The organism is Pseudomonas entomophila (genome assembly GCF_029478665.1).
GTDB lineage: Bacteria > Pseudomonadota > Gammaproteobacteria > Pseudomonadales > Pseudomonadaceae > Aquipseudomonas > Aquipseudomonas entomophila_F.
In genome coordinates, this window is record NZ_JARPQB010000047.1 from 31,075 (window position 1) to 53,538 (window position 22,464).

The 22,464-nt window shown below is 66.6% G+C and carries 16 protein-coding genes; 14 read left to right on the plus strand and 2 right to left on the minus strand.

Annotated features, from left to right (window positions below):
* Positions 1-77 precede the first annotated feature (77 nt).
* Together P5705_RS20950 and P5705_RS20955 are read left to right on the plus strand one after the other, a co-directional pair.
* Positions 78-776 carry a CoA transferase subunit A gene (locus tag P5705_RS20950; protein ID WP_277462820.1) on the plus strand — a complete coding sequence of 233 codons (699 nt, stop codon included), beginning with the start codon at positions 78-80 and terminating at the stop codon, positions 774-776.
* A gap of 35 nt (positions 777-811) precedes the next feature.
* Positions 812-1,468 (plus strand): CoA transferase subunit B, encoded by a 657-nt coding sequence (locus P5705_RS20955; protein ID WP_213660865.1) that lies wholly within the window; start codon positions 812-814, stop codon positions 1,466-1,468.
* Positions 1,469-1,737: 269 nt separating this feature from the next.
* Here the strand turns inward: P5705_RS20955 and P5705_RS20960 are convergent, their stop codons facing one another.
* Together P5705_RS20960 and P5705_RS20965 are read right to left on the minus strand one after the other, a co-directional pair.
* Complete coding sequence (locus P5705_RS20960; protein WP_277462821.1) at positions 1,738-2,457, minus strand: nucleotidyltransferase family protein; 720 nt, start codon at positions 2,455-2,457, stop codon at positions 1,738-1,740.
* 16 nt (positions 2,458-2,473) lie between these two features.
* The gene (locus P5705_RS20965) at positions 2,474-3,469 is read right to left on the minus strand and encodes a kinase (protein ID WP_277462822.1); all 996 of its coding nucleotides are present in this window, start codon (positions 3,467-3,469) and stop codon (positions 2,474-2,476) included.
* Positions 3,470-4,016: 547 nt separating this feature from the next.
* On the opposite strand from P5705_RS20965, the gene P5705_RS20970 reads away from it, so the two are divergent.
* From P5705_RS20970 to P5705_RS21025, 12 genes are all read left to right on the plus strand, one after another.
* Entirely contained in the window at positions 4,017-4,955 is a 939-nt protein-coding gene (locus P5705_RS20970; protein WP_277462823.1) for an SPASM domain-containing protein, read from the plus strand.
* Positions 4,952-5,773, plus strand: coding sequence for a class I SAM-dependent methyltransferase (locus tag P5705_RS20975; RefSeq protein WP_277462824.1), 822 nt, complete (start codon positions 4,952-4,954; stop codon positions 5,771-5,773). The genes P5705_RS20970 and P5705_RS20975 overlap by 4 nt, the downstream gene beginning before the upstream one ends.
* Entirely contained in the window at positions 5,770-6,861 is a 1,092-nt protein-coding gene (locus tag P5705_RS20980; protein ID WP_277462825.1) for a glycosyltransferase, read from the plus strand. Before P5705_RS20975 ends, P5705_RS20980 begins: the two co-directional genes overlap by 4 nt.
* Positions 6,858-7,565 (plus strand): PIG-L deacetylase family protein, encoded by a 708-nt coding sequence (locus P5705_RS20985; RefSeq protein WP_277462826.1) that lies wholly within the window; start codon positions 6,858-6,860, stop codon positions 7,563-7,565. The genes P5705_RS20980 and P5705_RS20985 overlap by 4 nt, the downstream gene beginning before the upstream one ends.
* The gene (locus tag P5705_RS20990; protein ID WP_277462827.1) at positions 7,558-8,355 is read left to right on the plus strand and encodes a glycosyltransferase; all 798 of its coding nucleotides are present in this window, start codon (positions 7,558-7,560) and stop codon (positions 8,353-8,355) included. Before P5705_RS20985 ends, P5705_RS20990 begins: the two co-directional genes overlap by 8 nt.
* On the plus strand, positions 8,352-9,626 hold the full coding sequence (locus P5705_RS20995) for a DegT/DnrJ/EryC1/StrS family aminotransferase (RefSeq protein ID WP_277462828.1): 1,275 nt from the start codon (positions 8,352-8,354) through the stop codon (positions 9,624-9,626). The genes P5705_RS20990 and P5705_RS20995 overlap by 4 nt, the downstream gene beginning before the upstream one ends.
* Positions 9,623-10,801 carry a 3-dehydroquinate synthase family protein gene (locus P5705_RS21000; protein WP_277462829.1) on the plus strand — a complete coding sequence of 393 codons (1,179 nt, stop codon included), beginning with the start codon at positions 9,623-9,625 and terminating at the stop codon, positions 10,799-10,801. The genes P5705_RS20995 and P5705_RS21000 overlap by 4 nt, the downstream gene beginning before the upstream one ends.
* A gap of 37 nt (positions 10,802-10,838) precedes the next feature.
* Entirely contained in the window at positions 10,839-12,197 is a 1,359-nt protein-coding gene (locus tag P5705_RS21005) for a UDP-N-acetylglucosamine 2-epimerase (protein ID WP_277462830.1), read from the plus strand.
* 70 nt (positions 12,198-12,267) lie between these two features.
* A complete protein-coding gene (locus P5705_RS21010) occupies positions 12,268-12,396 on the plus strand; it encodes a hypothetical protein (RefSeq protein ID WP_277462831.1) in 129 nt (42 codons plus the stop codon).
* Positions 12,393-14,285, plus strand: a complete 1,893-nt coding sequence (locus P5705_RS21015) for an asparagine synthetase B family protein (RefSeq protein ID WP_277462832.1) — start codon at positions 12,393-12,395, stop codon at positions 14,283-14,285. Before P5705_RS21010 ends, P5705_RS21015 begins: the two co-directional genes overlap by 4 nt.
* A complete protein-coding gene (locus P5705_RS21020; RefSeq protein ID WP_277462833.1) occupies positions 14,282-15,328 on the plus strand; it encodes a Gfo/Idh/MocA family protein in 1,047 nt (348 codons plus the stop codon). The genes P5705_RS21015 and P5705_RS21020 overlap by 4 nt, the downstream gene beginning before the upstream one ends.
* A 23-nt stretch (positions 15,329-15,351) precedes the next feature.
* Positions 15,352-22,464: a LamG-like jellyroll fold domain-containing protein gene (locus tag P5705_RS21025; protein WP_277462834.1), complete on the plus strand. Its 7,113-nt coding sequence runs from the start codon at positions 15,352-15,354 to the stop codon at positions 22,462-22,464.

The window sequence follows — 22,464 nt, forward strand, 5'->3', positions numbered from 1 at the left end:
GAAAACAAAATTAACAAATCAGTCGTCTACAGTGAAGATGACCGCACGGTTCCAACAACTACAAAAGGCGACTGAGCATGGCCGGACTGGACAAGCGTGTAGCAACTTATGAAGAGGCCCTGGCAGGCCTGACCGACGACATGACGGTACTGGCCGGCGGCTTTGGCCTGTGCGGCATCCCCGAGAACCTCATCGCCGAGATCAAGCGTCGTGGCGTCAAGGGCCTGACCGTGGTCTCCAACAACTGCGGCGTCGACGGTTTCGGCCTGGGCGTGCTGCTCGAGGACCGGCAGATCCGCAAGATGGTCGCCTCGTACGTGGGCGAGAACGCCGAGTTCGAGCGCCAGCTGCTCAGCGGCGAGCTGGAGGTGGAACTGACCCCGCAAGGCACCCTGGCCGAGAAGATGCGCGCCGGTGGTGCCGGCATCCCGGCCTTCTACACCGCCACCGGCTACGGCACCCCGGTCGCCGAAGGCAAGGAAGTGCGCGAGTTCAAGGGCCGCAAGTACATCCTCGAAGAGTCGATCACCGGCGACTTCGCCATCGTCAAGGGCTGGAAGGCCGACCACTACGGCAACGTGGTGTACCGCAACACCGCGCAGAACTTCAACCCGCTGGCCGCCACCGCCGGCAAGATCACCGTGGTCGAGGTCGAGGAGATCGTCGAGCCCGGCGTGCTGCTGCCCAGCGAGATCCACACCCCGGGCATCTACGTCGACCGGATCATCGTCGGCACCTTCGAGAAGCGCATCGAGAAGCGCACCGTCAAGGCCTGAGCGCCGTCCTCAAGAACAACAAAGAGATCCTGACCATGGCATTGACCCGCGAACAAATGGCCCAACGCGTCGCCCGTGAACTGAAGGACGGCTACTACGTCAACCTCGGTATCGGCATCCCCACCCTGGTGGCCAACTACGTCCCCGCCGACATGGACGTCATGCTGCAATCGGAAAACGGCCTGCTGGGCATGGGCGAGTTTCCCACCGAAAGCACCATCGACGCCGACATGATCAACGCCGGCAAGCAGACCGTCACCGCCCGCCGTGGCGCCTCGATCTTCGATTCGGCGCAGTCCTTCGCGATGATCCGCGGCGGCCACGTCGACCTCACCGTGCTGGGGGCCTTCGAGGTGGACGTGGAGGGCAACATCGCCTCGTGGATGATCCCCGGCAAGCTGGTCAAGGGCATGGGCGGCGCCATGGACCTGGTGGCCGGCGCCGACAACATCATCGTCACCATGACCCACGCCTCGAAGGACGGCGAGTCCAAGTTGCTGCCGCGCTGCAGCCTGCCGCTGACCGGCGCCGGCTGCATTCGCAAGGTGCTGACCGACCTGGCCTACCTGGAGATCGACAACGGCGCGTTCATCCTGCGCGAGACCGCGCCGGGGGTGAGTGTCGAGGAAATCATCGAGAAGACCGCCGGCAAGTTGATCGTGCCGGATGATGTGAAGGAAATGACGTTCTGATGGTGTAGGTGTTTCGCAAACCCCGTGGCGGCGCCTCGGGGTTTTTTATTGCGTGTTGGCGGGCAGGCAGCGTTGCAGCGTTTTCGAGATCGAGCGCTGCCCGCACGACGCATCGCGGATGAATCCGCTCCTACGTTTGTTTCGGGCCAGCAACCATGGCCTCTCAGGTGCGGCACATGGCAATCGGTGTAGGAGCGGATTCATCCGCGATGCGCCGCCCGCGCGGCGCTCGATTTCATGGGCGCCGCAAGACTTCCGTCGAACGCCCCTCAGCGCGACGCATTGATCAACGCACCCGCCCGCTGATAGTCGTGGGGCACCCCGATATCGATAAACCGCCCCGACGCCTCGAACCCCAGCACATTCAACCCGCTGTCCAGCCACTGCGGCAGCAACTGTTCCTCCAATGACGCCGCCTGACCGGCACGATGGGCGAGGTACTCCAGGCACGCCCGGCGCATCCAGTAGACCCCGCCATTGACCCATGCCTGCGCATCGGCACGGGTATGGGCAAAGGCCAGGACATGACCGTTGTCATCGAGGGTGATGCCCGTGTACCGCCGCGGTTCCCCATTGCGATAGAGCGCCAGGCAGCAGTCGGCATGGTGCTGCTCGGCGTACTGCTGAAGCGTGGCCAGGTCCAGGGTGAACCAGGTGTCACCATTGAGCAGCAGGAAGTGCTCGTCGGCCTCCGTCAGGTGTTCCAGCGCCATCAGCAACCCGCCACCGGTGCCCAGGGGCTGCGGTTCCCTCGCATAGTGCAGCGTGGCACCACGGTAACGCTCACCGAAGTGCTCGACGATCGCTTCGTGGCGATAGCCGACCGAAAGCACGAAACGCTCGATACCCTGGTCGATCCAGTAGTCGAACAGATACTCCAGGAACGGGCGCCCGGCAACGGGCGCCATCGGCTTGGGTACATCGTTGACCACGCTGCGCAAGCGTGTGCCCAGGCCACCGGCCAGAACCACCGCGGTACGTATGGACATGTCTTGGGCTCCTGTATCAGGGGGCACTGGGCTGGTAGCGCATCAACTGGCTGCCGGCTTGCTCGAAGCGGAAAGGCACATGGACAAGGTCGCGCAGGCTTTCGCGGACCTGGGCTTGCTGCTCGGGCCTGACGAACAACAGCATGAAACCGCCACCGCCAGCCCCCAGCAGCTTGCCGCCAATGGCACCCGACGACCGGGCGATGGTGTAGAGGTGGTCGATGTCTTGATTGCTGACCTGGTTCGACAGGTTCTTCTTGAGCAGCCAGCTGCAATGCAGCAGCTCACCGAAGGCCTCCAGCGGCCCAGGGCCCTGGAGAATGGCAAGTGCCTCGTCGACCATGGCATGGAGGCGGGTCAGCTCATCGAGACGGTTGCCCAGGTTGTCGATCTTCGACTGGGCAATCTTGGCCGCGATCCTGGAAAAACCGGTGAAGAACAGCATCAGGTGGGCTTGCAGTGCCTCGAGTCGAGGCCTTGGCACATCCACCGGGGTGACGGTGAAGCCGCCATCGCCGCGCAGGAAGTCGATACGGTTGAAGCCGCCGACCGCGGCGGCGATCTGGTCCTGGGAGCCGACGCTCTCGCCAATGACCCGCTGTTCCACATGCTGGGCCAGCCTGGCCAACGCTTCACGGGCGATGGCGTGGCCCTGCAGGGCCTTCAATGCGTGCAGCAGGCCGACGGTGAAAGAGGAACTGGAGCCCATGCCCGAGCGGGCCGGCAGGTCGCCGTCGACATGGATCTCCAGCCCGTCCTCGCAGCCCAGGTACTGCAAGACCGCGCGCACGGCAGGGTGTTCGATCTCGCGGGGGTGCATCACGTTCTCGATCCGTGAATAGGCAATTCGGAACCGATGTTCGAAGAACGGCGGCAGGTGGCGGCAGCTGATATAGCAATACTTGTCGATGGCGGTGGACAGTACCGCGCCGCCATGGGCTTTGTACCAGGCGGGATAATCCGTGCCGCCGCCAAAGAACGAAATACGATAAGGCGTGCGGGTAATGATCACAGGCGAGCGACTCCCAATATACAACTGTGTATGTGGGGGCGTGATTCATTGTGCGGGCGAGTCACAATGCAAGCGCCATCCGTTGCTGTTCTTGCTTAGTTTGGCTCCCTGCCTAAGTTACCGCCTTGTTGGGGCGGTGTTATATAAAAAGCAATAATCATATTGTGCAGTCGGCATGAACTTTATCTGCAAGTTGATGGCGCACTGAATGCCCAGCTTAGCAGGGCTGCAACCCCTTTCTGGCGCCGTTTGTCGGCGGTTTTTTTGCGGCTTTTGCATGTGCCTGGCAAATATTGCGCCGCTGAAAACCAGTGCTATCGTAGAACTTCACCGCGCACCTGGCAGGCACAGCGTTTTCGGGTTCGAGGCTAGGGAAGAGTCAAATTATTGGTCCCACGGACAAGCAGGGATGTAGGGGCGTACGGCCATGACTGATAGTATTCAGTTTATTCAGCTTAAAAGTGCCTGTGGTGATCCGGTGACCCATGCCGAACTACCGCGTGCTATTTACGTCGAGTTGACGGACCGCTGTAACCTGGTTTGCCCGATGTGTCGCTGCAGCCCGGTCAAAGGCAATATCCTGCCGCTGCCGATGTTCAAGGAAATGGCGGCCGCGCTGTTTCCCAGCGCCGAATTCGTCGACCTGCGTGGCTGGGGTGAAAGCACCATCGTGCCAGGCTTTCTCGATTACCTGGACGTGGCGCTGGGCTATCCGGTCAAGCTCAAGCTGATCACCAACGCGGTGGTACGCAAGCCGCAGCTGTGGCAGCGCCTGGGCCATGAGGGCATCACCGTTGGCGTCTCGTTCGATGCCGCCACGGCGCCGCTGTTTCGCGAACTGCGTGGTGGCGCCGACCTTCGGCAAGTGCTGGGCAACCTGTGCCTGCTCACCGAGGCCCAGCGCGAGGCCGGGCATGACCCGGCGGAAAAACTCTACCTGTGCGTGACCGTCAGCGGGCGCAACCTCGACGAACTGGAAGCCATCGTCAGCCTGGGCATGGAACTGGGCGTACGCCGGTTCAAGTTCGAACCGTTGTGGGCGCCCGATGAAGACCCCAACCGCCTGGAGTACCACAGCGAAAAGGTCGCCACGGTGATGGCCCGACTTGGCCAGCTGCAACGCCGGCACCACCTGCAACTCGAGCTGTCGGCGGCACTTTCCGCGGCCAGCATCCAGCACCACGCCGTGAACAAGGTCTGCATCCACCCCTGGCAATACCTCTACATCAACAGCCGTGGGCGCCTGGGCTTCTGCGACCACCTCAACGGCCGCGACGAGTTCACTTTCGGCGACTGGCAGCAGGGCGGTTTCGCGGCCTTCTGGAATGGCCCCGAAATGCGCCAGTTGCGCGCCGAGCATCACCAGCGCCTGGGCGGGCCGGCCATCAAGCAGTGCGCCGATTGCAACTGGTGCTACGAGCGCCGCTACATGGACCTGGAAGACTGGCTGGAGCCTGAGTGGGCCAACTACCGGGTGACCCTATGAACCTTCGCGACATGACCCTCGACCCGCCCTGGCTGGCGAACTTCTACGACCCGGCCTTGTTCGATGCCAGCGCCGGGGACGCCGACTCCGCCAACACCATCGCCTGGTACCGCGAGCAACTGCGTGGGCCGGCGCGCCAGGTGCTGGACATCGGTTGCGGCACCGGGCGCCTGGCCCTGCCGCTGCTGGAGGATGGCCACAGGGTGCACGGGGTGGACATCAGCGAGGCGATGCTGGGCTACCTGGCCGCCAAGGCCGGTGCCCTCGCGCCACAGGCCCGGGGCCGTTTGAGCTGGGCCCACGGCAGTGTGCTCGACGAACCCCTGCGGGCGACCTTCGACGCCCTGGTCGCCGCCGATGATTTCGTGACCCATTTCGACCTCGACCAGTTGCAGCGCTTCATGGCCATCGCCCATGCCGCGCTGCGCCCCGGCGGCCAGTTGCTGACCGATATGCGCGAACGCTCGGCGGCCCGCCTGGCCGCGGCCGCGGCGCCATTCCCCAAGCCCCTGCAGAGCCATGGCCTGGCGGGTGGCATCGCCGGCGAACAGGGGCAACTGCATGTGGCGATGATGGGGTGGGAGGAATACGACCCCGAGAGCCGCTGGCTGGTCAGCCATCAGCTGTACAGTTTCATCGATACCCAGGGGCGCGAAGCGCGGCGCGACTGGAAGACCATCCGCCAGCGCAACCACAGCAATGCCGAACTGGTCGAAGCCGCGCAACGGGCGGGCTTCGTGGTCGAGCGCAGCAGCGGACGCGAGCTTGAAGGCGTGCCGGGTGAACAGGGCGGGTTCTTTCAGTTGATACGCCCATGAAGCCTGCGCTGGAGCTGATCTGGGTGGTGCCCTCGCTGGCCAGCTTGGGCGGCAGTGAATATGCGGCCGTGACCTTTGCCCGGCTGGTGGCTGGCGACGGTCATCGTGTGCGCTTGCTCACCGGGCCTGAAGTGCACTCGGCATGGCAGGCGCTGTTGCAGGTCGAGGGCCTGACCGTGGTTCAGGACCCGGATGGCGGCGCGATGGCCATGGCCGACACGCTGGCGCACCTGCTGGCGGTGCGGTGCGCCGACCTGATCCAGTTCATGCCCATCGAAGCCCATTGCCTGGCGTGGCTGGACCGGCGCACGCGTGTGCCCGTCATCGGCTGGGAGCCCACCGACCTGAGCCCCCGATGCTGGTGGTTGCCGAGCGCGTTGAAACAACGCCTGCGCGAGCTCGATGGGCTGTTGGTGCTCAACCCCGATGCCGCCCTGCACGCTTGGGAGCATTACGCCTATCGCGGGGATGTCAGCATCCTGGCCAACACCTTGGTCAGTGTGCCGGCCACGGTAGCGACGCGTCAGCGTGATGGGCTGGTGGTGGGGTGCATTTCGCGCTTGTCGGCGGAAAAGGGCCTGGAGTTCCTGCTGGCGGCCTTCGCCTTGTTGCTTGAGCGTTGCCCACGCGCCACCTTGCGCCTCTGGGGCGAAGGCGAGGACCAGGAGCGCCTGGAAAACCTGGCGCTGATGCTGGGCATCGAGGCATCGGTGGAGTTTGCCGGCGGCTTCGAGCCCTTCGGTGGTATCGATGACGTGGCGGCCAGTGCCGATGTGTTCGTGCTGAGCTCACTGTTCGAAGGCGCGCCGGTCGCGCTCCTGGAACTGGCGGCCAGGGGCCGGCCATTGGTGGCCTCCGCGACCAGCGGCGCGCGCTGGGTGTGCGGGCAGGCGTACCCGTGGCTGACGGCGGTCGGCGACACCCGCGCCATGGCCGATGCCTTGGCGGATGCCCTGGGTGGCCAGGGCCACAAGGCACTGGGTGGGCAGTTGCGCCAGCGCTTCGAGCAGCAGTTCGCGCCGGCCCGGGCGCTGGCCACCCTGAACGCGGCCTATGCCCGCGTGCTGGCGGCGGGTCCGCGGCCATGAGCAGCCGGGGCGAGGCCTGGTTGCTGTCGCCCCACTGCGACGACATCGCCTATTCGTTGGCGGGGCGTTTGCTCGGCGGGGCGGAGCACGGGCAGGGCGCGCGCCTGCTGACGATCTTTTCCCAGAGCCGTTTCGCCCCTTACGCGCCGGCGCTGAATACCCAGGCGCGGATTTCCAGCTGGCGCCAGGCTGAAGATGCGCGTTTCTGCGCCGCGCTGCACCTGGCCCACGAGTGCCTGGGCCTGGCCGAAGCCCCGCTGCGTGGCTATCCCGATGTCGATTCGCTGTTCATCGTCGACGGCGCGACACCTGACGATCCGGTGCTCGAACGCCTGGAGCGACGGCTGCGCCGGCGTCTGGAGCAGGCCCGGCCGGCCAGGGTCTATGCGCCGCTGGGGATAGGCGGGCACGTCGACCACCTGCTCACGCGCCGGGCGGCGCAACGGGTGTTCGCCGATGTCTGCCCGCTGCTGTTCTATGAAGACTTGCCCTATGCCGGCGAATTGTCGGCAGGCGCGCTGGCGCAGCAACTGGCGCGCACCGCCCAGGGCTTGCGGCCCTTGCTCACGCCGTTGGCCGACTGGCTGCCGGAAAAGCTCAGGCACCTGGCCGGCTATGCCTCCCAGGTGGCGGAAAAAGACCTGGCCTCGGTGGCAACCCATGCTCATTTGATTGGAGGTGAACGTGTCTGGACCCTTGGCTGACATCTGTATCCTGACCTTCGCCGTGGATCGCCCGCAGGCCTTGGCGCGTTGTATCGCCAGCGTCGCCGCGCAGCAGGGCGGCCTGCGTGTCGAGCACCGCATCCTGTCCGAGCGGGCCATGGCCCTGCGCACGCACCCGGCGTTGGTGGGGTGGCGGGAGTGGGTGGTGTGGCAGCCGCTCGAAGGGCAGCCGTTCCAAGGCGCCTCCTCACAGCGCATGGCACGCCTGCGGGCCGCGGCGCTGGCCCAGGTGAAGCAGCCGCTGGTGGCGTTCCTCGATGATGACAACGCACTCGAACCCGAGCATCTGCAGACCCTCTGCCAGTGCCTGGAAGATCCACAGTTGCAGGCGGCCCATGCCTGGCGCCAGGTGCTCAACCCGGACGGCACGCCGTTCCCCTTCACCCATTACCCCTGGCATGACGACCCGGTGGTGGCCAACAGGATGTACCGCTGGGGCCTGGCCCACGGTGTTTTCAGCCCCGGCAGCCCGGTGATGCGCGACGGTGTGCGCGGCCCCGAGGAGCCCGACAGCTGCGCCACCGTGGACATGAACGAATGGCTGTTCCGCACCGAATGCCTGCGCAACCTGGGCTTCGACCAGCGCTTCAGCCAGCGCGAGGTGGACCTGCGGGTCGGTGAAGACGACAAGCTGTTCCAACGGGTGCGCGAGCAAGGGGTGAAGTTCGCCTGCTCGGAGCGCGCCACCGTGCGCTACTACCTGGGCGGCGTGTCCAACCTGCGCCAGACCAGCGGCCCGACCCAGGCCAGCGCCGGAGCCCATCCATGAGTGGCCTGGCATTGTTCGGTGGCACTCCGGTGCACGGCCAGGCCTGGCCGCAATGGCCGCAGTCCACGCTGAAAAGCGAGCGCGCCCTGCTCACGGTGATGCGCAGCGGGCGCTGGTCGGTCAGCGGCCTGGAGACCGATGGCAGCCCGACCTGGGACCAGCGCTTCGCCGAGGCCTTTGCCCATTACAACGGCGTGCGCCACTGCGTGCCCACGGCCAACGGCACCAGTGCCCTGATGGCGGCCATGCAGGCGCTGGGCATCGGCGCCGGGGACGAGGTGATCGTTCCTGGGCTGACCTGGGTGGCCTGCGCCAGCGCGGTGCTGGCGATCAACGCGGTGCCGGTCATCGTCGACATCGACCCCCACTCACTGTGCCTCGACCCCCATGCGGTGGAAGCGGCGATCAGCCCGCGCACTCGGGCGATCATGGTGGTGCACCTGTACAACGCCATCGCCGACCTGGATGCGCTACTGCCGATGGCAAGGCGGCATGGCCTGCACCTGATCGAAGATTGTGCCCAGGCCCATGGCGCCCAATGGCGGGGGCGGCATGTGGGGACGCTCGGTGCGGTCGGCACCTTCAGCATGCAGAATGGCAAGGTCCTGACCAGCGGCGAGGGCGGTGCCTGCATCTGCGACGACCCTGACCTGGCCGCACGTATCTTTCGCCTGCGCGCGGACGGTCGGCAGCGGGTCACCGATGCGGTGCCATCGGGCTGCATGACGCTGGAGGAGGGCGGCCAGGGCTTTGCCCAGAACGCCTGCCTCAGCGAACCCCAGGCAGCGATCCTGCTCAGCCGGCTGGAAGACCTTGACCATGAAAACGCCCAGCGCGCCCGCCAGGCCCAGCGCTTGCGCCTGTTCCTCCAGGAGATCGGCGGGTTCGCCTTCCAGCAGACCGCCGAAGGCACCGAGCGGACCACCCTTTACCACTTTCCGGTACGCCTGGAAGGCCCCGAGTTCGAGGGCGTGGCGATAGCGCAAGTGTGCCGGGCACTGTCCGCCGAGCTGGGCTGCTGGGTGCACCCGCCTTATCCGCCGATGGACAGGTTCGCGGTGCTCGCGCCCGGCCATTCCCAGCGCCTGTTGACGGCCCCGCGGGTGCCGCAACCGCTGCTGTGCGCCCAGGCCGCACATCACCAGCACGTGATGCTGGCCCATTGGTTGTTCCTCGCCGACGACCAGGCGATGGTCCATGTCGCGCAGGCGTTCGCCAAGGTCAAGGAGCACGCGCACGAACTGCGTGCGGGTCAAGGAGAAGGGCTATGAACTCGCTTTTGCAGAACCCACCGGCACGGCGGTCGACCCAGGAGCAGCCGGTACGGACCCTGGATTTTCGCTTCGGTGAGCAGCGCATGGAGATGCTGTTGGGTTACCGCTTCACCGCCCAGATTGCCCAGCGGGTCAGCGAGCAGGCCGCGCATATCCTGCTGGTAGCCGATCGACGGGTCTACGAACTGTGGGGCGCGCCGTTGCTCGATGCCCTGCAACGCCACTTGCCGGTGACCTGCCTGCTGGTGGAAGCGGATGAGGCGGCCAAGACCCTCGGCGTGCTGCAGGGCTTGCTCGACCAGGCCGTGGCCGGTGGCGCGACCCGGCGCTCCGTGGTGGTGGCGTTCGGCGGCGGCCTGACCGGCAACCTGGCCGGCATGTTGGCTGGCCTGCTGTATCGCGGCATTCGCCTGGTGCACATTCCGACCACGCTGCTGGCGATGTCCGACTCGGTGCTGTCGCAGAAGCAGGCGGTAAACGGCACCGGCGCGAAGAACATGTACGGCCTGTACCACCCGGCGAGCCTGTGCTGCGTCGATGTGCAGTACCTGCAGAGCCTGCCGCCGTCGGCGTTCTCCGCCGGTGTGGTGGAACTGTGCAAGAACGGCCTGGCCTTCGACGCCGCGACCGTGCCGGCGCTCGAACGCTTGGCCGCGGACACCTCGCCGGCCGGCTGGATCGAGCTGGTCCAACTGGGGATCCAGGCCAAGCAGCAACTGCTGCTGGACGACCCGCTGGAGCACGAGCTAGGCGTGGTGCTGGAGTACGGGCACACCGTCGGCCATGCCCTGGAGCTGGAGACCGGCACCTTGACCCACGGCCATGCCGTCGGCCTGGGGATGCTGGTGGCCGCCGCCATCGCCCGGGAACGTGGCTGGCTCAGCGAACAGGAAGAACACCTGCATGCCCAGTTGCTGCTGCGCTGCGGCGCGCCCCTTGGCCTGGAAAACCCACCATCATTCGACCTGGTCATGGCACGCATCCGCCAGGACAACAAGCGCGGTCGCATTCGCCTGAACGCCGGGCACTACCCCTTCGTGCTGCTGCGCGGCATCGGCCAGCCGGCCATGAGCCAGGGCCAGCCGCTGGTAGGGGTGGACGAAGGCGAGATCCGCCGGGCCTACGCCAAGTTGCAGGCGGGTTACTACACCGCGCTGCGCATTGCCGAGTAAACCTTTCCGACCACCGCTCGCGATAAGGAATGTCGTGATGCCCGAACCGAGTTTCAACCTGGCCTGGGTGGATGAAGCCCGCCTGGCCGAAGCCATCGACCAGGCCAACCGCGAGCAGCGGCCGCTGTACCTGATCGTGCTCGCCACCAAGCCGTGCTACATCAAGCTGGCCAGCCTGGTGCTGGCCTGCGAGGCGCTGCGGTTGCCGTTCCTGCTGGTCGACACCGGCCAGCACTACGACCCGGTGCTGACCCAGGCCAGGGAGGAGTTGGGTTACCAGCACCTGCTGGCGGTGAGCTTCGGCATCCGCGGGACTTTGCTGGGCCGCACCGCGCAGCTGGCGTTGGCCATCGAGTGCCTGGATGCCCGGCTCAAGGCCGGCGGCCTGCGCCAGAGCGCGGTGCCGCTGGTGTCCGGGGACACCGCCACGGCGGCGCTGTTCGCCCAGTTCTGGTACCTGGCCCATGGCGCGCGCAGCGTGCACGTCGAGGCTGGGCTGCGCAGCTACGGGCCGGACCGTGGGGCCTGGGCGAACCTGCAGGACCTGGCCGAGCAACGCCAGCTGCGCTGGCAACGGTTTTACGAAGAACCCTTCCCTGAGGGGGTCTGCACCACCCTGGCCAGTGTGGTCGGCGACCTGTTGCTGGCCCCGGTGGAGCGCAATGTCGAGCACCTGTTGCGCGAGGGCTACCCGCTGCCACAACTGCGCCAGGTCGGCTCGCTGAGCAGCGACGCGGTGCGCCTTGCCCTGCCACGGGCTGCTCGCAGTCAATTGTTCAGCCTGTACCCGGAGCTGGCCCAGGGGCGCTGGCTGCGGGTGGACCTGCACCGGCGCGAGAACATGACCGCCCAGGCCTTGCAGGCGGTGTTGCAGGGGCTGGGGCGACTGGCCATCGAGGGTGTGCAGGTGGTGCTGGTGCGCACCAACGCGCTCGACGGCGCACTGGTCCAGCATCAGCTCGCCGGCCTGCTGGACGAAGTCCGGCTCAAGGGCGTGGTGGTCCAGGCGATGTGGCCGCACTACACCGATGTCATCCACTTCCTGACCTCCGGTCATTGCCTGGCGCTGTACACCGACAGCGGCGGCCTGCAAGAGGAGGCCACGGTGCTGGGCGTGCCTTGCCTGACCTGCCGGCTGAGCACTGACCGCCCTGAAACCGTGCTCGACGCGCAGAGCAACCTGCTGCTGCCGCCGCTGTCGGCGGCGTTCATCCATCGCCACCTGCGCGATGTGCTGGCGCGCCCGGCGGCCGAGGCCTGGCCGGGTTTGCAGCGCGGGCGCTCGCTCTATGGCCAGGCCGTGGGGCAGGGGATTGCCGAGTTGCTCAAGGTGTACGAAGCACCCGCCGTGCTGGCGGGTGCCCAGGCTCAGTACCTGCCGCGGGTGCCAGAGTGAACCGCCCGGCGCAGGTCACCACCGCCAAGGCTGCGTCTACGCGCCTGTGTGGTGGGCTGNCTGGCCGGGTTTGCAGCGCGGGCGCTCGCTCTATGGCCAGGCCGTGGGGCAGGGGATTGCCGAGTTGCTCAAGGTGTACGAAGCCCCCGCCGTGCTGGCGGGTGCCCAGGCTCAGTACCTGCCGCGGGTGCCAGAGTGAACCGCCCGGCGCAGGTCACCACCGCCAAGGCTGCGTCTACGCGCCTGTGTGGTGGGCTGGGCAGTGGCGTGGGCGATCTGCGGCCCTGGCTGTCGCCCATGAGCCAGGCGCTGGGGCTGGAGGCCGACCATCTGCCGTCCACCGCGCACAGCCACACGCTGTGGTGCGGCGAGTTGTTCAACCGCGCTCAGTTGCAGGACTGGTTGGGCCAGGCGGGGCAGCCTCATACCGACGGCGAGCTGCTGACCCAGGCGTTCCTGGCCTGGGGCGAGGTGACGACCTTGAACCGGATCAGCGGCAAGTTCGCCCTGGCGTACTGGAATGCCGAGCGGCAGCGGTTGGTCCTGGCGTGCGACCGTACCACGCAGTTCACGGTGTTCTACGGCCGACTGAATGAGCACTGGTTGTTCAGCAGCGACTTCGGCGCCTTCCGCCCGTTGCACCGGCAGCTGGACGTCGACCGGCAGACGCTGGCGCTGTTCGTGCGCTACGGTTTCGTTCCGGCGCCGCACACCTTCTACCGGCAGGTGCGCAAGCTGCAACCCGGGCACTGGGTGTCACTGTCGGCCCACGAAGCCGGCGAAGTGACGCAACAGCCCTATGCGCCTTCGTCCTGGACGTACCTGCCGACCACCCAGCGCAAGCCCATCGAGCCAGGGTCCGCCACGCAGGCCTTCGAGCGCCATCTGCTGGCGGCCGTCGAGGCCCGCCTGGACGGCTCCACGGCGGGCGCCTTCATGTCCAGTGGGTTCGATTCGACCCTGGGCGCGGCGCTGCTGCAGAAAATCCAGGGCAAGCCCATCCACACGTTCACCGCAGGCTTCCAGGGCATGCATTGCAACGAGGCCCCGGACGCCGCAGCGATCGCCCGCCACCTGGGAACCCTGCACCACGAGGTCCGGCTCGATGACGCGGCGCTGGCAGGCGTGGTGCCTGACATCCCCAATGCCTACGGCGAACCCCTGGCCGACTCGTCGCAACTGCCCTCGATGCTGTTGGCCCGTGCCGCCAGCGAGTACGTCGACACGGTGTTCGCTGGCGATGGCGCTGATTGCGTGCTGGGTGAGTATGCCCAGCGCCTGGACATGTACCGCAGCGTGCTCCGTGCACGCCGCTTGCCGCCTTGGGGCAGGGCTGCACTGGGCCGTGGCCTGGAGCTGGCCGGGCGCTGTTCGACCCCGCTGGGCACAGGCCTGGCCCGTTGGCTCGGCCGGCGCCTGGCCTTGGACGACCCCGGCCGTGATGCGTTCGAGGACGTGCGTGGCGTGCTGGCCGCCAATGGCCTGGGGCCGGTGGAGCGCGTGCTCGGCGCACGGGTGCTGGACCCCGGGCGGCTGGTGCTCGGCGAAGGCGGGTTGGATATTCCCTGGCCGGGGACCGACGCCGAGCCACCCAGGTTGTCGGTGTTGCTCGACCAGTTGGTGCAGGTGCAAGGGGAAATCCTTATCGCCCCGGTGACGCAAAAGACCCTCGGTGCCTGTGATCACGCCGGCCTGCGGGTGGCCATGCCGTTTCTCGACGGGGCGCTGCTGGATTTCGCCCGAGGCCTGCCGCATCGCCTCAAGCACCGCCGCAACACCTCCAAATGGCTGCTGCGCCAGGTGGCCTACCAGTACATCCCGAGGGCCTTGCTCGAGCGCAAGAAACTGGGCTTCAGCATCTGGGTGAGCCCGTTGTTGCGCGACCACTTGCGCGACTGGGCCGAACACCTGCTGGCGCCCGGGCGCCTGCGTGACGAAGGCTTCTTCGACGTGGCCCAGGTGCGGTGGGAGTGGAGACGATTGCTGCACCACGGCGAGCACTTCAGGGAAGAGCGGTTGTGGTCGGTGCTGATGTTTCAACAATGGCTCGACAGCAGCCGGGCCTTCAGTGTGCGAGGAAACGGATGAGCGCGATAAGAACGGCCTTGATCGGCTGCGGCACGGTGTGCGACTGGCACCTGGAAGAGCTGGACAAGCTCAGGGACCTGTTCGACGTGCGCTGCCTGTGCGACAGCGTGCCGGGCAAGGCCCAGGCGCTGGCGCAGAAGTGGCGGGTAGCGGGTTGGACCGAGGACTTCCAGCAGGTGCTGGACGACCCGCTGATCGAATGCGTGTGGATCCTGACGCCGCCGTTCAACCACGCCGAACTCGCCATCGCGGCGCTGCGGGCCAACAAGCATGTGTTCTGCGAAAAGCCCCTGGCCAAGACCGCGGTGCAATGCCAGGAGGTGGTGCGGGTGGCCGAGGACAGCCAGCGGGTGTTCCTGCTGGGCTACCCGATGCGCTTTTCCGCCGATGCGGGCAACCTGCGCAAGGTCGTGCAAAGCGGCGTGCTGGGGCGCCCGGTGGTGTTCCGCGATGTCTGGGCGGTGTGCAAGGGCGCCGACAGCCCGGCCATCCACGATGCCGAGCTGGGCGGCGGGGTGGTGTTCGAGCACACCCACTGGCTGGACTTCGTGACCTGGATGTTCGGCCCGGCACGCAAGGTCTACGCCTCGACCCGCAAGCTCAAGCGCGGGCCGACCAGCGCCCACGACACGGTGATCGCGGTGATCGATTTCGTCTCCGGCGACCAGGCGCTGTGGTCCGAGTCCTGGGCCGCCAGCGGCCTGGGTTGGGAGCCTTTGTGCGTGGGGCGCGCGGGGATCCGCCCGACCTTCGACGTGGTCGGCGAGCAGGGCGTGCTGCAGTTTCCCAATGCCCAGGGCGAGAAGGTCCTGAGCCTCTACCGCTACGACCGGCCCGAACAGCCGGTCAGTACCTGGCGCTGGCAGCACGACTGGGGCACCAACGACGACGCCTTCCCCAACGAGCACCGCCACTTGTACGCCTGCATCCGCCATGGCACGCCGCCGGTGTGCCAGGCCCGCGATGGCCTGCGCGCGGTGCAGTTGGCCGAAGCCATTCTTGAATCCAGCCGCAGCGGCCAACCGGTGTATCTGCAGCCGTAGCCGATCAACAGGGAGGGGATAGCGTGCAGCAGTTCAATCAGATCGTATCGGTCAATTTCCAGGGTGTGGTGGTGGTGTTCGGCCGCGAAGTGGCGGGCAAGCAGGCCATCTACTTCGACGTGCTCGGGCAGGACGTCGACAGCGACGACGATGACCTCGACTGGTCGGGTTTCACCGCGGTGACCTTCACCGAACAGGTGCGCCAGGTGGGCATGAGCATCATCGCCGTGGACTGCGATGCCTCGACCTTGGTGCCGTCGCTGGCGCCGTTCCGGGTGGTGACCGACCAGAAGTACATCTCGGTCATCCAGCAGTCCATGAACGGCACCCTGTACGTGAACCGTTTTCGCCTGCTGAAAAACAAGTCGGGCACCGACCAGAAGACCACCGACTACGAACTGTCACCGGCGTGGGAAGTCCGCTACGCCCGCAGCCACAAGGAAGACGTGCCCGCCGACAAGTCCGACAAACAGGACTTCCTCGACCCCGACGGCCAGCCTTTCCTGGAACCTTCCCTCGAGCTGTCGATGATCACCGGCGTGACCGATGGCCATTTCGACGCACTGCTGCTGCCGATCGCCGGCAGCGAGAGTTTCGCCTGGCAGTTCCTGGCCCTGGATGCCAGCGCCACCTCGGTCAAGCTGTTCAATTTCCCCGCCACTGACAATGGCCTGTTCGACGTGGCCGGCAAACCCGTGGACAGCGACCTGCGCATCCAGCCGGACAGCGTGTTCGGCGTGGCCAAGGCCGGTACAAGCACCGCGCTGCCGATCACCTCGGCGCCCCGCGCAGTGACCTACGTCAAGCATGAGAAGGTGGTGCAGCCCGACGGTTCGAGCATCGGTGTGCGCCGCGCCACCCGGGTGATGATCACCCTGACCGTCGCCGACGGCACCGTCACGCTGGACTCGGCCATCGGCGTGAACGGCACCATGGCCAACCTCTCAGGGGTGATCGTCACCTCCAACATCGTCCCGGCCGAGTTCGACCTGCGTTTCGACGGCGTGTCCAGCCTCAACCTGCTGCCGCCCGCCAGCGGCGCCAACCCACTGGCGATCAAGGGCCCGTTCGAGATCGGCCTGATGCTGGCGCCGGGCGTCAAGGGCGACGGGCTGAAGGTGCTGGGCGGGGCGCCCCAGGGCGAGGAGAAGAACCTCGCGCCCTATGTCTCGATCGTCGATGGCGACAAGCTCGAAGTGGGCTTTGGCAATGGCAGCGCGCGGGTCAGTTGCCGCACTTTGCACCAGGTGCTGTTCAACGACGTGTGGAGCGACCTGCACATTCGCTACGCGGGCAAGGGCGACAACCCCTTCACCCTGACGGTGAACGACGCGCCGGTACCGCTCACGCCCTGCAGCACCACGGCCGAGCCCTGCGGCACGGCCATGGCGCTGGTGGCGGCGGACAGCAACGGCTTCATCGGCGCGTTGAAACGCCTTGTTATCACGGTGGCGGGCACCGCCGCAGTGCAGCTGGACTGCAACAGCGTCAACTACGCCGACAACCCGCCGACCACGCTCAACCAGGCCGCTTCGGGTGTGAAAGTGACGGTGCAGGGCGCGCGCCTGGAACCCTCGGCCTCGCCGGTCAACAGCGACATGAGCGGTGAGTTCTACATTGATGCCATGGGCCTGACCTACTACGCCGGCCTTGCCGGGTTCATCCGCCCGAACGCGGCCACCTGCCTGATCGATGGCTCCGACGGCCTGCTGCACCTGTACTACCCCGGCGACGGCAACCTGCTGACCGTGGCGCAGTTCTCCACCCAGTCGGCGCGTGCCACCTTCACCGTCGACTGGACCACGCAATGGGGCAGCGACGGAGCCAGGGCGGCGGCGCTGGAGCTGCCCGCGACTTCGGTGGCGCTGTACCGTGGCGTAAGCTGCGAGCACTGGGCACCGGTGTCCGCGCGGCTGCTGGTGGCCCCGGACGCCACCCAGAGCGGCTTCGTGAATTTCGTCGCCCACCGGGTCGGCACCTACATGAACAGCACGCGGATCACGGTCGCCGCCTCCAGCGTGTCCGAGCTGCTCTGCGACATCCACGTGGAGGCCGCGCAAAGCGTCGGCACGGAGACCTGGCGGGGCCTGCCACGGGACATCGCACAGCTGACGCAGATCTGGAACGGCGCCGCCTCCAACAACCCGGACGATCCCCAGGTACTCGACCAGTCCAAGCCCTATTTCGACTACGCGGGCAGCGCGCCGGCGGTGCTGGTGCCCACCCGCACGGGCGGCAACGGCAGTTTCTTCCTGCTGACCTCGGTGCCGCAGCTGCCGGTCACGCTGACCTCGGTGGTGGTCGCTGCCGGGGCCAGCGATGAGTTCGTGGTGGTCGACATCACGATGGCGGCGCCGCCGCGCTGGCCGGCCAGCGCCACCCTCAACCAGCACTGGCCCGCCGTGCCGGCGACGCCGCGCACCTTGCTCGACGTGTTCGCCGGCAAGGCGCCGCACTACGACTACAGCGCCGTGACCACCGCTGGCAGCCGCGCCTACGGACTGCCCCTGAGCCTGGCGCGCTCCGACGAGCAGGTCAGCCATGTGCTGGTGTTCGTGCGCGACGAGCAGAAGGATTTCACGGTGACGGTCAGTACCGCCACGCAGCCGCTGCTGTGCAACGTGCTCATCTGCGGCGTCAGCCTGCCCGACGTGCCTCGCGAGCAGGCCGGGTTCGTCAAGGTGCTCAATGGTGACGCGGCCGGTTATGCCTACCCCAGCGGCTACCAGACCGGCCTGGCGACCTTGATCTATGCCATGGGCAACGGCTTGAGCGCCGACGTGGTCGACACCCCGGCACCCGCGCCCGAAGGTGGCGCGTTCGCCTATGCCGGGCTGCTGCGCGTGCTGTTCCAGGGGCAAAGCTACGATGCCCCCGGGATGGCCACCCAGGCCTTGACCCGCGCGGCGGTCATCCAGGGTGCGCGGCTGGCGTTCAATGGCCGCGACGATGCCATTCGTGGCTCGATGCTGTTCGGTGCGCTGGTCGACGCACCGCCCACCGACGGCGGAGTAGGGCGGCTGACCAACACCTCGGTGCACCCAGGCGGCATCGCCCCGGTACTGACGCCCGGGGTCAACGGCGGCTGGATGCCGCTGCCACCAAGCTTCAGCCTCGACCTGAACCCGCCGAGCAAGAGCAACTACGTGGCGTTCAATGTCGACAAGGCGTTCTCGCCCTCGGACCAATTGGCGATCACCGACGACCTGACCGTCGAAGCCTGGCTGGCCCTGAGCGACAGCCGCATCAACCCATCGTCGCGGGCGCTGTCCTATAACGTCCTGGGCAACCGCAAGCACCCGGACCTGCCGGTGCAATACATGATCGGCGCACGGCAAGGGCCGGGGCTGATGATGAGCGACAGCACCTATGTGACCCGTGCGTTCAACTTCAAGCCCCCGGCATTGTCCTTGCAGGTCTACGTGTTTCTGCCGCAGAGCGGCCTGAGCGGCACGCTGCTGTCGGTCTCGCAGGTACGCGGCAGCGACCAGTACGTGCAGTTGGCGGTGAACGAATACGGCAAGGCGGTGTTCACCTTCCTCGAGGACGCGGGCGAAGTACAGACGGCCCAGTCATTACCCGTGAACGCCTGGACCTGCCTCACGGCGGTGGTGGAGCTGGCCGGGCAGGGCCAGGTGACCCTCAAGCTGTCGGTCAACGCCGGTGCGCCGGTCAAGGCCACGGCCAGCAACAGCTTCAGCGGTGACCTCGGCGCGCTGATGCTGGGCAGCAACCAGGGCGGCAGCCTGCCGGCCCGGGTCAACGGCGTGGCGTTCTGGCAGCGGGCGCTGAGCGACAGCCAGATGCAGAACAGCTTCAGCCAAGGCTTCGCCGACACCGACTCGATGCTGGGCATCCGCTGGAACCTGGCCGAAGGCAGCGGCATCGTGATCACCAACTCGGCCGCCACCGGCGTCGAGTACGACGCCACGCTGATCAACCCTGCCAGCCCCGCCTGGAGCGCGCAGGGGGCGTTCCAGGTGCCCTATGCCGGGCGCAACGAGCTGGTGCTCACCTCCAACCGCATCCTCAAGGGCTGGACCCATGTGGCGCTGGCCTCGCGCCAGGGGCATGGGCTGAGGCTGCTGGCCAGCAACTACGGCAAGGTCAGCGACGGCGATGCCTTCAACCCCTCCAGCACCTTCGCCCTGGAAGCCTGGATCGCGCCGTCGGCATTGAACCGCAAGCAGATCCTGCTGGAGAAGAACGGCAGCTACTCGCTGTACATCAACACCCTCGGCCAGGTGTGCCTGACCGTGCAACTGCAGATGGACCCGCCCAAGTACGACGACCCACCCGTCAACTTCACCCACGAAGTGAAGTTCGCCATCACGGCGGGGGTGACCACCTACGTGGCCCTGAACTTCAGTACCGGCACCGTGGCCAACGACAACGGCAGCAAGGAGTACGTGGCGCAGAAGTACTACGTGCGGGCCGGGCTGTACCTCAACGGCGTCCAGGTGGCCGAGCAGATGCGCAACGACCTGGCGCGCCCGGCCACGGTGCGCACGCAGACCTCGTCCTTCTACCTGGGGGTCAACGACGACCTCACCTTCAACTACGAGGGCCTGATCTCCCATGTGCGGGTGTGGAACCGCACCCTGGCCACCGACCAGATCGCCCAGACCTACGCCCTGCGCCTCACACCCGCCTCCACCGATGGCCTGGTGGCCGCCTGGGACTTCGACGAGATGGCCGGCACCAATGCCAAGGACCTCACCGGCAACAACACCCTGATACTGAGCAGCAACCAGCTGTGGACGATCTGGCAGGACGTGGCCCAGGCCAGCCTGGTGGTCAACGGTCGCGGCAGCCTGCCGCTGCGCCTGACGGTGGCCGATGTCGGCGGTTACCAGGACAGCCAGTTCACCTTCGGCGGCGCCCGCCAGGGGGCGACGCTGACGCTGCCGTACAGCGGCCGCATCGACGACGTGCGGCTGTTCTCCACGCGCCTGACCGAGCAGCAGATCCGCGAGAGCATGAACAAGGCGCTGGTCGGTGGCGAGGAGCACCTGGCCGCCTACTGGCGCATCGAGGCCGGCTCCGGCCCGACGCTGTTCGACTTCACCGGCTTTGGCAACAACGGCACCCTGACCCCGGCCGCCAGCCCGCCGCAATGGAGCAGCGCCGCGGCGCCGATCCAGAACGAGGCGCAGTACGTGGTCAACACCCTCGGCGGCACGCCGGACTACTACGTCGCGCGGATCCAGGGCCAGCCTTCGGTGATCGAGTACGCCAGTGCCGAGAAGGACGCCTACGGCAAGATCTTCAGCGTGATGAAGCGCGGCTATTTCTACCAGAGCAGCGACGGCGTGACGGCGCTGGAGGTGGGCTACAAAGTGGGTGACCTGGACACGCTGTTCGTCGGCCAGGTGCAGAGCAAGCCGACCATCATCGGCTTCATCGAAGGCGGCCCACCGCTGCCCAGCGAGAACCAGACCCTGGCCTACTGGGTCGGCGACATGGGCGGCCCGGCGTCGGACTACGCCTCGGCCTGCTCGGTCACCTACCAGGAGAGCGAAAGCAAGAGCTGGACCTTCACCGGCAACAAGACCTCGACCTTCAACGGCGAGTTCAACCTCAAGGGCGGCCTGTACCAGAAGAGCAAGAGCGATGTGTCGGTGGGCCTGGGCGCCGAGGCCGAGACCATGGTGCTGGAAACCACCATCACCGGTGGCGCCAAGATGGTGCTGTCGGGCAACCTGGGCGATGGCCTGGAGGTGTCGCAGAACCATTCCAGCAGCGTGAGCCTGGCCACCTCGATGACCCCCTCCGGCAATTGGGAGGCGGCCAACGCGGTGCTCAACCTGACGGTGGGGCGGCGCTACATCCAGAACAACGTCGGTATAGCCCTGGTCAAGTCGTCCACCGCCGACCTCTACATGCAGGCGCTCAAGGGCACCCAGACCCCCGTGGGCTATGTGCTGGCGCCGAACACCACGATCCCGGTGGACACCAACATCATCGACTTCCCGATCAACCCGCGCTATGTGAAGAACGGCACCCTGGACGGCAAGGTCGGCCTGGTCAACGACCCGGACTACCCCGAAGCCAACGATGAACGTGGCAGCTATTTCAAGCCGCTCGAGGCCTACGACACCAAGCGCAGGATCGAGAAGCAGGAGCAGCAGCTCAAGGCCTACTACGACCAGTTCGACGTCAAGAAGTACCGCACGGTGGCCGCCATGGACAACCTGCGCGACAAGCTCAGGTCCAACCAGTTCTACGACTTCGCCAACCAGCGCAACCTGCGCAGCCTCTACAACAACTACGTATGGACGGCGGCGGGGGGGCTGCACAAGGAGGAGCACAGCTTCGCCAACAGCTACAGCGAGACCTACACCGGCACCAGCAGCCTGACCTTCGCCGCGGGCCTGGAGTTCAAGGCCGACATCGGCACGCCGTTTGGTGGCTACTACATCGAGGCCGACACCCTGCTGGGCAACACCTGGACCATGACCGCGACCAAGGTCGAGGCGCTGTCCAACGGCTTTGCCCTGAGCTGCAGCGTAAGCCCGACCAACTTCCTGCCCGCGCCAATCCTCACCCAGGAGGGCGGCAACCTGAAGTTCAGCGGCTACGGCGCCAACGCCGCGCCGGGCAAGGTCGATGCCTACCGCTACATGTCGTTCCTGCTGGCACCGGCCGCCGACAACTTCAGCGTGCTGGCGCAGGTGGTGGACCAGAACTGGCTGAACAACGCCACCAGTGCCTCGGCCGCCGCCATGCGCGAGGCCATGAACAACCCCAGCGAGCCCTGGCGGGTGATGTACCGCACCACCTATGTCAGCCGGGTGCCGGCGGCGTTCCAGCCGGTCAAGGCCGACACCAACGCACCCAATATCACGCCACCGGCCAACCTGCCGTCCAACCACTGGCTGGTGAGCGTGATCGACAAGCAACTGAACAAGACCGACCCGACTCGCCTGGAGATCGGGACGGCGATAGACACGGTGCTGGGGAGCCCCAGCGCCGGCCCAGGCCTGCTCAAGGACCTGATCCCCTGGTGGGCCGCCTTCTACACGGCGGCCAAGGTGTACGGGAGTGACGCATTCCTCGAACTGGCCGAACTGCGGGTCGACTTGCTGAACTACATGGCCAGCAAGTACGAAGCAGAGCACTACCGCACCAGCTGA

What these genes read in the sequence shown, in the direction of transcription:
- P5705_RS20950 (WP_277462820.1), top strand. Translation starts at nt 78, where the DNA reads ATGGCCGGACTGGACAAGCGTGTAGCAACTTATGAAGAGGCCCTGGCA.
- P5705_RS20975 (WP_277462824.1), top strand. Translation starts at nt 4,952, where the DNA reads ATGAACCTTCGCGACATGACCCTCGACCCGCCCTGGCTGGCGAACTTC.
- P5705_RS20995 (WP_277462828.1), top strand. Translation starts at nt 8,352, where the DNA reads ATGAGTGGCCTGGCATTGTTCGGTGGCACTCCGGTGCACGGCCAGGCC.
- P5705_RS21000 (WP_277462829.1), top strand. Translation starts at nt 9,623, where the DNA reads ATGAACTCGCTTTTGCAGAACCCACCGGCACGGCGGTCGACCCAGGAG.
- P5705_RS20980 (WP_277462825.1), top strand. Translation starts at nt 5,770, where the DNA reads ATGAAGCCTGCGCTGGAGCTGATCTGGGTGGTGCCCTCGCTGGCCAGC.
- P5705_RS20970 (WP_277462823.1), top strand. Translation starts at nt 4,017, where the DNA reads ATGTGTCGCTGCAGCCCGGTCAAAGGCAATATCCTGCCGCTGCCGATG.
- P5705_RS20955 (WP_213660865.1), top strand. Translation starts at nt 812, where the DNA reads ATGGCATTGACCCGCGAACAAATGGCCCAACGCGTCGCCCGTGAACTG.
- P5705_RS20960 (WP_277462821.1), bottom strand. Translation starts at nt 2,457, where the DNA reads ATGTCCATACGTACCGCGGTGGTTCTGGCCGGTGGCCTGGGCACACGC.
- P5705_RS20985 (WP_277462826.1), top strand. Translation starts at nt 6,858, where the DNA reads ATGAGCAGCCGGGGCGAGGCCTGGTTGCTGTCGCCCCACTGCGACGAC.
- P5705_RS21020 (WP_277462833.1), top strand. Translation starts at nt 14,282, where the DNA reads ATGAGCGCGATAAGAACGGCCTTGATCGGCTGCGGCACGGTGTGCGAC.
- P5705_RS21005 (WP_277462830.1), top strand. Translation starts at nt 10,839, where the DNA reads ATGCCCGAACCGAGTTTCAACCTGGCCTGGGTGGATGAAGCCCGCCTG.